At 72.1% G+C, this 13180-nt stretch carries 13 protein-coding genes; 3 read left to right on the top strand and 10 right to left on the bottom strand.

The features are described from left to right. The 3 genes from TR49_RS27155 to TR49_RS45845 form a co-directional block, all read right to left on the bottom strand. The coding region (locus TR49_RS27155; RefSeq protein ID WP_042386438.1) for an NADH-quinone oxidoreductase subunit C at nt 1–583 on the bottom strand (583 nt) is incomplete at its 3' end. Then, nucleotides 580–1197, bottom strand: a complete 618-nt coding sequence (locus TR49_RS27150; protein WP_042386437.1) for an NADH-quinone oxidoreductase subunit B — start codon at nt 1195–1197, stop codon at nt 580–582. The genes TR49_RS27150 and TR49_RS27155, both read right to left, overlap by 4 nt. Continuing rightward, entirely contained in the window at nt 1188–1589 is a 402-nt protein-coding gene (locus TR49_RS45845; RefSeq protein ID WP_042386434.1) for an NADH-quinone oxidoreductase subunit A, read from the bottom strand. The genes TR49_RS27150 and TR49_RS45845 overlap by 10 nt, the downstream gene beginning before the upstream one ends. 323 nt (nt 1590–1912) lie before the next feature. On the opposite strand from TR49_RS45845, the gene TR49_RS27140 reads away from it, so the two are divergent. The 3 genes from TR49_RS27140 (at nt 1913) to TR49_RS27130 (ending at nt 4573) form a co-directional block, all read left to right on the top strand. Continuing rightward, complete coding sequence (locus TR49_RS27140) at nt 1913–3073, top strand: sensor histidine kinase (protein ID WP_042386431.1); 1161 nt, start codon at nt 1913–1915, stop codon at nt 3071–3073. A gap of 157 nt (nt 3074–3230) precedes the next feature. After that, a complete protein-coding gene (locus TR49_RS44030) occupies nt 3231–3752 on the top strand; it encodes an LppU/SCO3897 family protein (protein WP_042386429.1) in 522 nt (173 codons plus the stop codon). A 200-nt stretch (nt 3753–3952) separates the two neighbouring features. Then, complete coding sequence (locus TR49_RS27130; RefSeq protein WP_052434672.1) at nt 3953–4573, top strand: sensor domain-containing protein; 621 nt, start codon at nt 3953–3955, stop codon at nt 4571–4573. 64 nt (nt 4574–4637) lie between these two features. On the opposite strand, the gene TR49_RS27125 is transcribed toward TR49_RS27130, so the two are convergent. The 7 genes from TR49_RS27125 to TR49_RS45840 form a co-directional block, all read right to left on the bottom strand. Further along, the gene (locus TR49_RS27125) at nt 4638–6377 is read right to left on the bottom strand and encodes an N-acyl-D-amino-acid deacylase family protein (protein WP_042386427.1); all 1740 of its coding nucleotides are present in this window, start codon (nt 6375–6377) and stop codon (nt 4638–4640) included. Between the two features lie 23 nt (nt 6378–6400). Then, on the bottom strand, nt 6401–7525 hold the full coding sequence (locus TR49_RS27120) for an LLM class flavin-dependent oxidoreductase (protein ID WP_042386425.1): 1125 nt from the start codon (nt 7523–7525) through the stop codon (nt 6401–6403). 87 nt (nt 7526–7612) lie between these two features. Next, nucleotides 7613–8449 (bottom strand): SDR family NAD(P)-dependent oxidoreductase, encoded by an 837-nt coding sequence (locus TR49_RS27115; RefSeq protein ID WP_042386423.1) that lies wholly within the window; start codon nt 8447–8449, stop codon nt 7613–7615. 70 nt (nt 8450–8519) lie between these two features. Continuing rightward, entirely contained in the window at nt 8520–9404 is an 885-nt protein-coding gene (locus TR49_RS27110; RefSeq protein ID WP_084725491.1) for a TIGR03619 family F420-dependent LLM class oxidoreductase, read from the bottom strand. A gap of 37 nt (nt 9405–9441) precedes the next feature. Next, a complete protein-coding gene (locus TR49_RS27105; protein WP_042386419.1) occupies nt 9442–10680 on the bottom strand; it encodes an amidohydrolase family protein in 1239 nt (412 codons plus the stop codon). Nucleotides 10681–10757: 77 nt separating this feature from the next. Further along, nucleotides 10758–11837, bottom strand: coding sequence for a S1C family serine protease (locus TR49_RS27100; RefSeq protein ID WP_042386473.1), 1080 nt, complete (start codon nt 11835–11837; stop codon nt 10758–10760). An 80-nt stretch (nt 11838–11917) separates the two neighbouring features. Further along, nucleotides 11918–13180, bottom strand: a 1263-nt coding sequence (locus tag TR49_RS45840; RefSeq protein WP_500808190.1) for a mannosyltransferase YkcB-related protein, incomplete at its 5' end; no start/stop codon positions are given.

Here is a 13180-nt window from a genome sequence, read left to right as displayed (position 1 = left end):
GTTCCGGGGCGGGCGGCAGCGTGCCCTTGAGGGGGCCCCACTCGTTCGGGTCCGGGACGCCCGGGGGCAGCATGCGACGACGCGCGCCCTCCGCGGGGGCGTGATCGGACTCGCCCGGCTCCTTCGCACCGGGCCAGGCCTTGGCGACGCGCGCGGCCAGGACGAACTCCTTGCGCAGCGGGTGGCCCTCGAAGCCGTCCGGCAGCAGCAGCGGGACCAGATGCGGGTGGCCCTCGAAGCCGATGCCGAACATCTCGTACGTCTCGCGCTCGTGCCAGGCCGCACCTGCGTAGACGGCCACGGCCGTCGGCAGCGCCGCGGCGTCGCGCGGGACGCGGGTGCGCAGCAGCAGGCGGCGGACGGGACCGGCGCCGGCGTGGACGAGGTGGGCGCAGACGGAGAAGCCCTCGGCCAGCTCGTCCACGGCGGAGAGCCAGTCGAGGTAGGCGAGGCCGAGGCCGTCGCGGCAGGCCGTCAGCGCGTCGATCCAGTGCTCGGCGGGCACGTCCACCGTCAGCAGCTCGTACGCCTCGCTCGCCGTGGCCCACGGGCCGATCGCGGCAGCGGTCTCCTCGACGTTCACGAGGCGTCACCACCCTCGCCGGTCGGCCCCTGCACGAGCGGGCGGGACAGCACGGAGGCGGACGGTGCCGCTGCCGGGTACTGCGCGGCGAGCGACTCGCGGGCGATCTTCTCCTGCAGCTTGAGGATCCCCTGCAGCAGCGCCTCCGGCCGCGGCGGGCAGCCTGGGACGTAGACGTCGACGGGGATGATCTGGTCGACGCCCTTGGTCACCGAGTAGGAGTCCCAGTAGGGGCCGCCCGAGTTCGAGCAGGCGCCGAAGGAGATGACGTACTTCGGCTCGGGCATCTGCTCGTAGAGCCGCTTGACCGCCGGGGCCATCTTGTCCGTCACCGTGCCGGAGACGATCATCAGGTCCGCCTGGCGCGGACCGGGCGCGAAGGGGATGACGCCGAGCCGGATGAAGTCGTGCTTGGCCATGGACGCGGCGATGAACTCGATCGCACAGCAGGCCAGGCCGAAGTTGAAGCACCACAGGCTGTAGCGGCGTCCCCAGTTCAGCACGACCTTGATCGGGTCGGGCGCCATCCGGGCCAGCGGGCCGAGCTTGCGGACTTCGAGAGCGCCGCCGGGACCGGGGCGCGAGGGGTCCGGGGTTCCGAGGTTCACGACCATTCCAGGACGCCCTTCTTCCAGGCGTAGAGCAGACCGACCGCGAGGAAGCCGATGAAGACGCCCATCTCCACCAGCGTCCCGGTCCCGAAGCCGGGCGCGGAGAAGACCGTCGCCCAGGGGAACAGGTAGATCGCGTCCACCGCGAAGATCACATAGAGGAAGGCGTAGACGTAGTAGCGGATCTGGGTCTGCGCCCAGCCCTCCCCCACCGGGTCCACACCGCACTCGTAGGCGAGCAGCTTCTCCGGCGTGGGCGCGAAGGGCCGCAGCAGCCGGTTGGCGGTGAAGGCCGTGCCGACGAACAGGACCCCGATCAGCGCCATCAGACCGACGACGGAATAGGCGTGGAAGTATCCCGTACGAGATGCCGCCAGTGCCTGCACGGCCTGCATGGTCGGTCTCCTCCGTCTGGGTCGCCCGCGGTTCGGTGGGTTGTGTGGGTCTTAACGCAATCCTTGCCTTTACGGGGCAGGAGTCTAGGTCCCAGCGGCTTCGACCTGTGAACCGCGCCCACCTTATGGGCGGTCCCTGCCTGCACAGGCGGGCGCGAAGAGGGCTTCGGCCGGGGCTCCACCCGGGCTCGACGCGGGTTCGAAACGGGGGCCGTGAACCAGGACGGAACCGCTCTCCCAAGCCGGGGGTAGGGCTGTCCCTACCCCCGGTGTCCGCCCTTCCCCATGGCGTGCGGAGCCCGCGAGCGGTCAGGCTTGGGTCCATGAATGAGCCGAACCGTCCAGCGCGACGCCCCCATTTCGACAGGCGGCTGGGACGCCAGGTCGTCCACCTGCTGACCGACCTCCCGATCGGCATCCTCGCCTTCGCGCTCACGGTGGCGCTGCTGTCGCTCGGCATCGGCCTGCTCTTCACCGTCGTCGGCTTCTGGCTGCTCTTCGCCGTGCTGGTGACGCTCCGCGGCTTCTCGGCGGTGGAGCGGGCGCGCGCCCGCGCGCTGCTGGGCGAGGACGTGCCGGAGCCGCCGCCCGTGCAGCCGCGCAAGGCGGGCGCCATGCAGCGCGTCTTCGCGACCCTGGGCGACGGGCTGGCCTGGCGGACCGCGCTCTACTGCCTGGTCATGCTGCCCTGGGGCATCCTCGCCTTCACCGTCACCGTGGTCGCCTCGGTCGTGCTGTTCCCGCTGCTGCCGTGGGTCGTCCACGGTCTCTCCTCCGTCGACCGCGCGCTGGTCGGCTCGCTGCTCTCCCCCGGGCGGCTGACCGAGCGGGTCCGCGAGCTGGAGGACGACCGCGGCACGGTCGTCGACTCGGCGGCGGCGGACCTGCGCCGGATCGAGCGCGACCTGCACGACGGCGCGCAGGCGCGGCTGGTCACCCTCGCCATGGACCTGGGTCTGGCCAAGGAGAAGCTGACGGAGGATCCGGAGGCGGCCGCGCGCATGGTCGAGGGCGCGCACAACGAGGTGAAGCTGGCCCTCCAGGAGCTGCGCGACCTCGCCCGGGGCATCCACCCGGCGGTGCTCACCGACCGGGGTCTGGACGCGGCGCTGTCCTCGGTCGCCGCCCGCTGCCCGCTGCCCGGCGGCGTCCGGGTGGACGTGGAGCTGGACCAGCGCCCGGCCTCGGCGATCGAGGGCATCGCCTACTTCACCGTCAGCGAGCTGCTCACCAACGCCGCCAAGCACTCCGGCGCCGACAGCGCGAGCGTGGAGATCTGGCGCTCCCAGGACCGGCTGATGCTCCAGGTCCGCGACGACGGCACCGGCGGCGCGCAGGAACTCCCCGGCGGCGGCCTGGCCGGCCTCGCGGAACGCGTCCGCGCCGTGGACGGCGTCTTCGTGGTGCGCAGCCCGCTCGGCGGGCCGACCGTCGTCACCGCGGAACTGCCCTGGCATACCCGGAAGGCGTCAGATTCCGCCTGATTCGCCGACTTTGAGCAGATGTTCATCACGGTTAAGGAGCTGTACAGCGTCGGTTGGGTCTCGCCCCCCGCACGAGTCGCCTAGTGATCACCGGAGATCACTAGGCTGCGGCGTTCGTATCGAACACACGCTCAAGAAGACTCGGGGGAACCCAACCGTGACGACGCCGCAGAACCCGTACCAGACCCCGCAGGACGGCCAGGCCCCGCAGAACCCCTACGCCGCGCCCAACGCGACCGTCCCGCCCCAGGGTTACCCCGGCCAGCCGGGCCCCAACCAGGGCGTCCCGCCGCAGGGCTACGCGGCCCCGCAGGCCACCGGCTACGCCACCCCGCCGGCCCCCAAGTCGGCCAAGCGCGGCGGTGGCTTCGGCAAGAAGCTGCTGATCCGTCTCGGCGTCGTGGTCCTGCTGTTCGCGGCCTGGTTCGTGTATGACCAGGTCACCGGCGCGCCCGACACCGCCAAGGTCGGCGACTGCGTGCAGAACTCGGGTACCGACGCCAACCCGGACGTCCACGTCATCGGCTGCTCGAACTCGGCTGCCACGTTCAAGGTGCTGAAGGTCATCGACGGTAGCGACTACCACCAGTGCACGGCTGTCCCCGGCTACGAGGCGGCCTACACCGAGACCGGCGGAGACAGCTCCGACCTGGTCCTCTGCCTGGGCGCGAACAAGTAGTGAGCTGAACCCCCGGTCACGGTACCTCCGTTCGAACACGGCGGAGGTATCGCTGTGTCCGGGGACTGTCGACAGGTTCCGGTAGGGCTGTCCCCACCCTCAGGACACCGAGACGCCCCAGTGCCCTCGCGGCGCGCGCCCGGCAGGCTGGAAGCCGGAAGGTCACCGGACCAACGCGACGAGCGAAAGGCAGCTGCGGCATGAGCACCCCCGCGATCCTCACAGGCCGGACCTGGCGGGAGACCCTGCACCTGATACTCGATCTGCCGCTGGGGGTCCTCTCCTTCAGCTACGTCATCACGCTGTTCTGCTTCGGCGTCGGCACCGTGATGACCTTCCTCGGCCTCCCGGTCCTGGTCGCCTGCGTCGGCGGGGCGCGCGGCTTCGCCGCGATGGAGCGCGCCAGGGCGCGGGCGCTGCTCGGGGAGGACGTTCCCGCGCCGGAGCGGGTGGCGCCGCCGCGCCCAGGGTTCCTGGGCTGGACCCGCGGGATGCTCGCCAATGGCGCCAACTGGCGTGCCGCGCTGTACGCGTTCCTGCTGCTGCCGATGGGCGTGCTGGGCTTCACCCTCGCGGTGACGCTGTGGAGCGTCGGCATCTGCGCCGCGCTGTACCCGCTGTACCAGTGGGTCTTCCCCACCTACGTGGGCTGGCCGGGCTACAGGCTGTGGGAGAACAACGGCCACAGCCACTACCTCTCGACCGTGCCGGAGATCGCCGCAACGTGCGTGGCGGGCATCCTGCTGGTGCTGCTGACGACGCAGGTGGTGCGGGGGCTGGCGGCGGTGCGTCGCGGGATGGCCCGCACGCTGCTCCGCTGACCCGCCGCCCGCCGCCCGCCACCTGCCTGCCTGCCTGCCTGCCTGCCGCGTGACTACCGCGTGACTACCGCGTGGCCACCGTCCGGGTGTCCCGGCCGGACCGCAGCAGCGTCCCCGGGATCGCGCCCGTCAGCTTGCCCTCGCGGACCGTCTCGACGCCGTTGACCCGCACCGCGATCACGCCCTCCGGGCGGGAGTCCAACCGTGGGCTCTCGCCCGGGAGGTCGTGGACGAGCGTCGCCGGGCCGGCGTCGATCGTCTCCGGGTCGAACAGGACCAGGTCCGCATGGTGGCCGACGGCGACCGTGCCCCGGTCGCGCAGGCCGAACAGCTCCGCAGGATCGGCCGTCAGCATCCGCACCGCCTGCTCCAGCGGCACGAGCTGCCGCCGCCGCAGGCAGTCGCCGAGGAAGCGGGTGGTGTACGGCGCGCCGCACATCCGGTCCAGGTGCGCGCCGGCGTCGGAGCCGCCCAGCAGGACGTCCTCGTGCTGCCAGGTCTCCTGGCGCAGCTGCCAGCTGGCCGGGTCGTTGTCGGTGGGCATCGGCCACAGGACGGTCCGCAGCTCGTCGTTGACGCAGATCTCGACCAGGGTCGCGAACGGGTCCTGGCCCCGCTCGGCGGCGATGTCGCGCACGACGCGGCCCGTCAGACCGGCGTTCGCCGCCGAGTAGGTGTCGCCGACGACGTAGCGGGCGAAGTCGGCGAGGCGGCGGAAGACGCCCGCCTCGGGGCTGTCGGCACGGCGCAGCATCTCCTCGCGCACCTCGGGACGCCGCAACTGCTCGATGCGCTCCGGCACCGGAAGCCCGAGGATCGGCCCCCAGCCGGGGATCAGGTTGAGCGCGCAGAAGGTGCCGAGACTCATGTTCATCGGAGTGAGGATCGGCATCGTCAGCGCGACGATCCGGCCGCCCGCCGCGCGGGCCCGCTCGGAGGCGAGGAGCTGGCGCGGGACGCGGTCCGGGACGGCGGCGTCGACGGTCAGCACGTTCCAGTTGAGCGGGCGCCCGGCGACCGCGCTCATCTGCACGAGCAGGTCGATCTCCTCGTCGGCGAACCGGTCCAGGCATCCGGCGACGATCGCCTCGATCTGCGTGCCCGGCGCCTCACCGACCGCCCGGCACAGGGCGAGCAGCTCCTCGCGCCCCGCGTGCCGGGAGGCCACGGGCTGTCCGTCCCCGTCGGAGTGGGTCGAGGACTGGGTGGTGGACAGACCCCACGCACCGTCCGCCATGGCCTGCCTGAGCAACGCGACCATCTGCGCCAGCTGCTCCGGCGTGGGCTGTCCGCCGACGGCGTCCGGCCCCATGACGTGGCGCCGCAGCGCGCAGTGGCCCACCATGAAGCCCGCGTTGACGGCGATCCTGCCCTCCAGCGCGCCGAGGTACTCGCCGAAGCTCGACCAGCCCCACGGCACACCCTCCTCCAGCGCGGCGAGCGACATGCCCTCGACGCGGGCCATCATCCGCCGCGTGTAGTCGGCGTCCTCGGGCCGCGCCGGGTTGAGCGGCGCGAGGGTGAACCCGCAGTTGCCCCCGGCGACGGTGGTGACGCCGTGGCCGAGCGAGGGCGTGGCGAAGGGGTCCCAGAACAGCTGGGCGTCGTAGTGGGTGTGCGGGTCGACGAAGCCGGGCGTGAGCACGAGCCCGGTCGCGTCCTCCGTCTGCGCGGCGGGCTCCGCGCAGGCGCCCGCGGCCGCGATCACGGCGACCTTCCCGTCCCTGATGCCGACGTCCGCCGCGCGCGCCGGGGCGCCGGTGCCGTCGACGAGGGTCGCTCCCTTGATGAGGTGGTCGAGCATGGTGTCAGTGCCCCTTCGGAGGTTCAGGACGCCGCCTGCCGGAAACGGGTGGTCCGGTGCACCGGATCGGTGTCGATCTTCGGGATCACGTGCTCGCCGATCAGACGGATCGTCTGCGCCGTCTGCGCCGGGGAGAGGCCGACCGGCAGGCCGAAGACGAGCTGGTCCGCTCCGGCGGACTCCCAGCGCTTGCACTGGCGCAGCACATCGTCCGGGTCGCCGCAGATCAGCAGCTCCTCGGCGACGAGGAGGTCGATCAGCTCCTCGCTGTACTCCGGCAGCAGCTCGGGCCACTCCGGGATGCCCTCGGGCCGCGGGAAGGTGTCGTGGTAACGGAAGAGCAGCGACTGGAGGTAGTTGAGGCCGCCGCGGGCGGCCAGGCGCCGGGCCTCCTCGCGCGTCTCGGCACAGACGGCGGTGGAGGTGACCATCACGTTGTCGTTGACGAAGGCCCCGACCGGCTCGGCCTCGCGGACCGCGTGCTTGTAGCTCTCGACGACCCACTCCATGTCGGAGACCTTCTGCACGCTGAAGCCGAGCACGCCAAGGCCCTTGCGCGCCGCCATCTCGTACGAGGCGGGGCTGCCCGCGGCGTACCACATGGCCGGGTGCGCCGTGCCGTACGGCTTGGGCAGCACCTTGCGCGGCGGCAGCGACCAGTGCTTGCCGGAGAAGCCCGGGTACTCGTCGTGCAGCCACATTCTCGGGAACTCGCCGATGGTCTCCTCCCACATCTCCTTCGTGGCGTTCATGTCCGTCACGTCGGGGAGGAAGCCGAGGATCTCGTGGCTGCCCGCGCCGCGGCCGGTGCCGAACTCGAAGCGGCCGCCGGAGAGGTGGTCCAGCATGGCGACGCGCTCGGCCACCTTGACCGGGTGGTTGACCCGGGGCAGCGGATTGAAGATGCCGGAGCCGACGTGGATGCGCTCGGTGGCGTGGACGAGGTAGCCGATGGCCACGTCGTTGGCGGAGAGGTGGGAGTACTCCTCCAGGAAGTGGTGCTCGGTGAGCCAGGCGTACTTGAAGCCCGCCCTGTCGGCCTGGACGACGTAGTCCATCTCCTCCATCAGGGCTTTGTGCTCGGCCTCCGGGTCGGCCTGGGAGCGACTTCCGGGCACGTAGCCCTGGATGAAGACACCGAACTCCATGGGTCACCAATCCATATCTGACGATCCATCAGATTGCGTGTCCGACTCTCGCACCGGCACCGATCGCGGTCAATAGCCGACGGGGCGTCAACCGATGGAGACGCCGCTCATCCAGCCTCCGTCGGCGACCAGCGGCTGGCCCGTGATGTAGGACGAGTCCGCCGAGGTCAGGAAGAGCGCCAGGCGTGCCATCTCCTCCGGGCGGCCGATGCGGCCGAGCGGCACGGCCTTGCCGTAGAGCTCCGCCGTGGCCGCCGCGATCGCGGCCGCGTCCTCCGGACTGAGCGCCGGCGCGCCGTCCGCGCCCGCGAAGGCGTTCGCGGGATCGGACATGGGCGTGTCCACCGCTCCGGGGCAGATCGCGTTGACGCGGATGCCCTTGGGCGCCAGCTCCAGCGCGGCCACCCGGGTCATCGCCACGATGGCGCCCTTGGTGGCCGCATAGGAGGTCAGCAGCGCCATCCCGGTCAGCGCGGTGTAGGAGGCGGTGTTGACGATCGTCCCGCCACCCGCGGCCTCGATCGCGGGAGCAGCGGCGCGCATGCCGAGGAAGCAGCCGACCTGGTTGACCCGGACCACCGCCAGGTACTCGTCGAGCGGCGTGCCCACCAGCTCGTTGAAGCGCAGGATGCCGGCATTGTTGAGCAGGCCGTCGAGCTTGCCGAAGGCGGAGACCGCCGTCTCCACGGCCGCCGCCCAGTCCTCCTCGCGGCCGACGTCGAGGTGCCGGTAGCGGACCCGGTCCTGGCCGAGCTCCAGCTGGAGCTCCTTGGCCAGCGACTCGCCCAGGTCGTCCAGGACGTCGCCGAGCAGCACCTGGGCGCCCTCCGCGGCGAAGAGACGGGCCTCCGCCTCGCCCTGGCCGCGGGCGGCCCCGGTGATCAGGACGGTACGGCCGGCCAGCCGGCCGGTGCTCTCGCTCATGGTGCGGGCTCCCCTCGCAGGAAACTGACGGATCGTCAGTTTGCTGGGCGAGCCCGCACAAGGGAAGACCTCACGCGACCTCTCGCACCAGCGGCAGCACGTCCGTCGCGACGAGTTCGAGCTGCGCCAGGTACTCCTTCACGTCACGGCTGCGCGGCCGCAGCTGCACGTGGGTGACGCCGACCGCGACGTAGCGACGCAGCAGCTCCGCCAGCTGCTCCGGCTTGCCCGACACCGACCTGCGGCCGATGTCCCAGCCCGGCTCGCCGACGTACAGCGGCGGGACGATCGCGTTGACCACGAAGCCACCCGCGGACCGCCCCTCGCGCTCCCGCACCGAGCGGATCAGCTCCAGCTGGGCGGGCAGCGTCTCCAGGGTGTCGCCCTGGGAGAGCCAGCCCTCCGCGTGCGCGGCCGCGCGCCGCACCGCCGCCGCGGAGGAGCCGCCGACCCAGATCGGCGGCGGCGCCTGCACCGGACGCGGGCTGACCGCGAGGTCCCGGAACGGGAAGCGCGGCCCGGCGTGCTCCGGGTACTCGTCCGTCAGCGCGACACGCAGCGCCGCGATGGTCTCCGTCAGGATCTCGCCGCGCCGGTGGAAGTCGACGCCGAGCGTCTCGAACTCCTCCTGGACGTGCCCCGCCCCGACGCCGAGGACCAGCCGCCCGCCGCTCAGCAGGTCCAGCGTCGCGTACTGCTTGGCGCTCAGCAGCGGATGCCGCAGCGGCGCGACGGCGACGTGCGAGAGCAGCCGGGTGCGCGTGGTCAGCGCGGCCAGATACCCGAGCGTGGAGACCGGGTCGTACCAGGTCGCGCCCATCGGCCCGGCCAGCCGGCGCGGGATGGCGACGTGGTCGCAGCAGGCCACGTAGGCGTAGCCGAGCCGGTCCGCGGCCTGCGCGACGGCGGCCAGCTCCGCCGGCCCCGCCTGCGTCTCCCAGGGCTCCACGAACATCGTGCTCTGCGCCTGGACGGGCAGCTGGATCCCGAACTCAGCCACCGGCCACCCCCTCGGCGTCGGCCCACAGCCCCTCGGGGGTCAGGCCCAGCAGCTCGATCGCGTTGCCGCGCACCAGCTGCTCCACCACGGGGGCCTCCAGGTGGCCCATCTGCTCCTCGGCCACCTCGCGGCTGCGCGGCCAGGTGGAGTCGGAGTGCGGGTAGTCCGTCTCGTACAGGACGTTGGCGGCGCCGATCGCGTCGAGGTTGCGCAGGCCGTGCGGGTCGTCGAAGAAGCAGCCGTAGACGTGCCCTGCGAACAGCTCGCTGGGACGGGTCAGCACCTTGTCGGCGACGCCGCCCCAGGCGCGGTTCTCCTCCCAGACCACGTCGGCGCGGCCCAGGATGTAGGGGATCCAGCCGATCTGCCCCTCGGCGTACATGATCTTCAGCCCGGGGAAGCGGTCGAACTTCCCGCTCATCAGCCAGTCGACCATGGAGAAGCAGCAGTTGGCGAAGGTGATGGTGGAGCCGACCGCGGGCGGCGCGTCCGCCGAGGTGGAGGGCATCCGCGAGGAGCTGCCGATGTGCATGGCGATGACCGTCCCGGTCTCCTCGCAGGCGCGCAGGAACGGGTCCCACGCGTCGGTGTGGACGCTGGGCAGGCCCAGGTGCGGGGGGATCTCGCTGAAACAGACGGCGCGCACGCCGCGCACGGCGTTGCGCCGCACCTCGGCGGCGGCGAGCTCGGCGTCCCACAGCGGCACGATGCCGAGCGGGATCATCCGCCCGCGCGCGGCCGGGCCGCACCACTCCTCGACCATCCAGTCGTTGTAGGCGCGGATGCAGAGCAGGCCCAGCTCGTGGTCCTTGGCCTCGGTGAACGTCTGGCCGCAGAACCGCGGGAAGGTCGGGAAGCAGAGCGCCGACTGGACGTGGTTGACGTCCATGTCGGCGAGCCGCTCGGGTATGGAGAACGAGCCGGGGCGCATCTGCTCGTAGGTGATCGCCTCCAGTCGCACCTCCTCGCGGGGGTAGCCGACGGCGGTGTCGAGGCGGGTGAGCGGGCGGCGCAGGTCCTCGTAGACCCACCAGTCGGCGAGCGGGCCGTCGCTGCCCGGCTCGCCCATCCTGGGCGCGAACCGCCCGCCGACGAAGGTCATCTCGGCGAGCGGGGCCCGGACGATACGCGGGCCGAGCTCGCGGTACTTGGCGGGCAGCCGGTCCTGCCACACGTGCGGCGGCTCGACGGTGTGGTCGTCCACCGAAATGATCCAGGGGAAGCTCTCCATGCCGGTCAGGCTACGCGCAATCTGACGATCCGTCAGGAGTTGTGCACGTCATCCTCGCGCGCAGCCAGACCGGGCCGCTACTGCAGCGTCCCGAGGGTGACCTGGACCGTCTTGGACGCTCCGTCGCGGAGGAAGACGACCGGGACCTGCTGGCCCGGCTTGAGCGTGGCCAGCACCGTGGACAGCGCCTGCGAGCTGTCCACCGCCTGGCCGTCGAGCTGCGTGATCACGTCGCCGGGCTGGATCCCCGCCTTGTCCGCCGGTCCGCCGCTGGTCACCGTCACCACCCCGGCCCCGGAGGTCTGGCTGCCGTTGCTGTTGGTGACGATCACGGTCCGGACGCTGACCCCCAGCGCCGCGCGGCCGGAGTCGACCACCTTGCCGTACTTGATCATCTGGTCCGCGAGGTTGGTCACCGACGAGGCCGGGATCGCGAAGCCGATGCCGGGCGCCTGCGCCCCGCTCTCGCCGTTGCTGACGGCGGCCAGCGTGTTGACGCCGATGACCTGGTTGGAGAGGTTGACCAGCGCTCCGCCGCTGTTGCCGGGGTTGATCGCGGCGCTCGTCTGCACCATGTTCGGGATCGTCGTGCCCTGCGGGTTCTCCTCGGACTTGCCCTCGCTGACGGTCCGCCCGGTCGCCGAGACGATGCCCTGGGTGACGCTGGACGACAGCCCGAGCGGGCTGCCCATGGCCAGCACGATCTGCCCGACGTCCACCTTGGAGGTGTCGCCGAACACCGCGGGCGTCAGCTTGGACGGCGGACTGCTGAGCTTGATGACCGCCAGGTCGTTGGCCGGATAGCTGGCCACCAGGGTGGCCGCCAGCGCCTTGGACTGGTCCGACAGCAGCACCTGGAAGCTGGTGGCGGTGCCGACGACGTGGGCGTTGGTGACGATGTCGCCCTTGGTGTCGTAGACGATCCCGGTACCGAGGCTGTTCTCCGCGTTGATCTGCACGATCGACGGCAGCACCGCCTTGACGGTGTTCTCGTAGTCGGTCTGCAGGTCGTTGCTGACGCTCGGGGCCGGGGCGGCGGTGCCCTGGTCGGAGGACTTCGCGCTCCCCCCACCGCTGCTGCCGGTGCACGCGGAGAGCGCCAGCAGGGCAGCAGCGGCGACGACGGGGACGAGGCGACGGGCGGCCGGGAACTCCATGACGGCGACCTTCACTGTGGACGGCGATCGGCTTCTGTCCGCATTGTCGCGTTTGTCATCAAAGATTCCCGACAGGCGCGCTAGCTTTTCGCCTTCGTCAGGTCGTAGACGGTGACCCCGTCCACGGTCGTGGAGCTGTAGGTCTTGGCGACCCACGAGGCTATCTGCGCCGAGTCGGACGAGCCGCCGGTGCTGCTGCCGCCGCCACCGCCGGCACCGCCACCGCCACCGCCGCCCATGGTCAGCGCGCCACCGAGGAAGTAGTGGACCTTCCCAGCCCGGACCAGGCTCTCGAACTGCGCGAGCGTCGGCGCCGGGTCGGTGCCGTTGAAGCCGCCGATCGCCATGACCGGCGCGTCGCTCGCGAGCTGGTACCCGGCCGCGTTCTGCGAGCCGACCGCCGCGGCCACCCAGGTGTAGCCGGAGGCGCCCTGCTTGAGCAGCGCCGTCAGCGCGGTTCCCGGCTTGCTGCCGTCCAGCAGCCCGCCCGCGCCACCGCCGCCGCCCATGCCACCCCTGCCGCCGCCGGGCATGCCACCGAGCCGGGCGCCGCCGCCGGGGAAGCCGCCCTGACCACCCGTGAAGCCCTGACCGCCCCCGAAGCCCTGGCCGCCCGGCATCCCGCTCGGCATCCCGCCGGAGAGGCCACCGCGCGTGCCGCCGCGTGCTCCGCTGGGGAAGCCGCCGCCACCCGGCCCGCCGCCGGGTCCGCCGAAGCCCGCGCCTTGCACGGACGGTCCGGCCGACGGCAGCGAACCGCTGTGCGCCGTGCCCGCCGTCTCGACGCTGTACGCCGCCGGGCCCGCCAGCGAGGCCAGCACCGCCGCGGCGGCCACGGCCGCCCAGAGCCGACGGCCGATCAGCGGCCCGAACGCCAACGCCAGCGCCGCCGCCAGGCCGACCAGCAGCACCGTCCAGCGCAGCCAGGGCAGCCAGTCCGCGCTCCGCGCCAGCAGCACGTACGCCCACACGCACGTCACCGCGACGACCCCCGCCGCGATCCCGGACGCGGCCCACTGCCCGCGCCGCTCCCACACCAGCCCAGCCCCGAGGCCCACCAGCACCGCCAGATACGGCGCCAGCGCCACGTTGTAGTACGGGTGGAAGATCCCCTGCATGAAGCTGAAGGTCAGGAAGGTGGTGACCAGCGAGCCGCCCCACAGCACCAGCGCGGCCCGGAACGCGTCCGCGCGCGGCGCGCGACGCGTCCACCACAGCCCGACGGCGAGCAGCAGGAACGCCGCCGGGAGCAGCCAGGCGATCTGACCGCCCATCTCCGCGCCGAACAGGCGGGTGATGCCGGTCGCGCCCCACATGCCGCCACCGCCCGCACCGCCCCCGCC

This window comes from Streptacidiphilus melanogenes, assembly GCF_000787835.1.
GTDB lineage: Bacteria > Actinomycetota > Actinomycetes > Streptomycetales > Streptomycetaceae > Streptacidiphilus > Streptacidiphilus melanogenes.
Note: the sequence above shows the minus strand (reverse complement) of the source record. Positions and strands in the feature narration are given on the sequence as shown.

What these genes read in the sequence shown, in the direction of transcription:
- TR49_RS27150 (WP_042386437.1), bottom strand. Translation starts at nt 1,197, where the DNA reads ATGGTCGTGAACCTCGGAACCCCGGACCCCTCGCGCCCCGGTCCCGGC.
- TR49_RS45845 (WP_042386434.1), bottom strand. Translation starts at nt 1,589, where the DNA reads ATGCAGGCCGTGCAGGCACTGGCGGCATCTCGTACGGGATACTTCCAC.
- TR49_RS27140 (WP_042386431.1), top strand. Translation starts at nt 1,913, where the DNA reads ATGAATGAGCCGAACCGTCCAGCGCGACGCCCCCATTTCGACAGGCGG.
- TR49_RS27130 (WP_052434672.1), top strand. Translation starts at nt 3,953, where the DNA reads ATGAGCACCCCCGCGATCCTCACAGGCCGGACCTGGCGGGAGACCCTG.
- TR49_RS27125 (WP_042386427.1), bottom strand. Translation starts at nt 6,377, where the DNA reads ATGCTCGACCACCTCATCAAGGGAGCGACCCTCGTCGACGGCACCGGC.
- TR49_RS27120 (WP_042386425.1), bottom strand. Translation starts at nt 7,525, where the DNA reads ATGGAGTTCGGTGTCTTCATCCAGGGCTACGTGCCCGGAAGTCGCTCC.
- TR49_RS27115 (WP_042386423.1), bottom strand. Translation starts at nt 8,449, where the DNA reads ATGAGCGAGAGCACCGGCCGGCTGGCCGGCCGTACCGTCCTGATCACC.
- TR49_RS27110 (WP_084725491.1), bottom strand. Translation starts at nt 9,404, where the DNA reads ATGTTCGTGGAGCCCTGGGAGACGCAGGCGGGGCCGGCGGAGCTGGCC.
- TR49_RS27105 (WP_042386419.1), bottom strand. Translation starts at nt 10,680, where the DNA reads ATGGAGAGCTTCCCCTGGATCATTTCGGTGGACGACCACACCGTCGAG.
- TR49_RS27100 (WP_042386473.1), bottom strand. Translation starts at nt 11,837, where the DNA reads ATGGAGTTCCCGGCCGCCCGTCGCCTCGTCCCCGTCGTCGCCGCTGCT.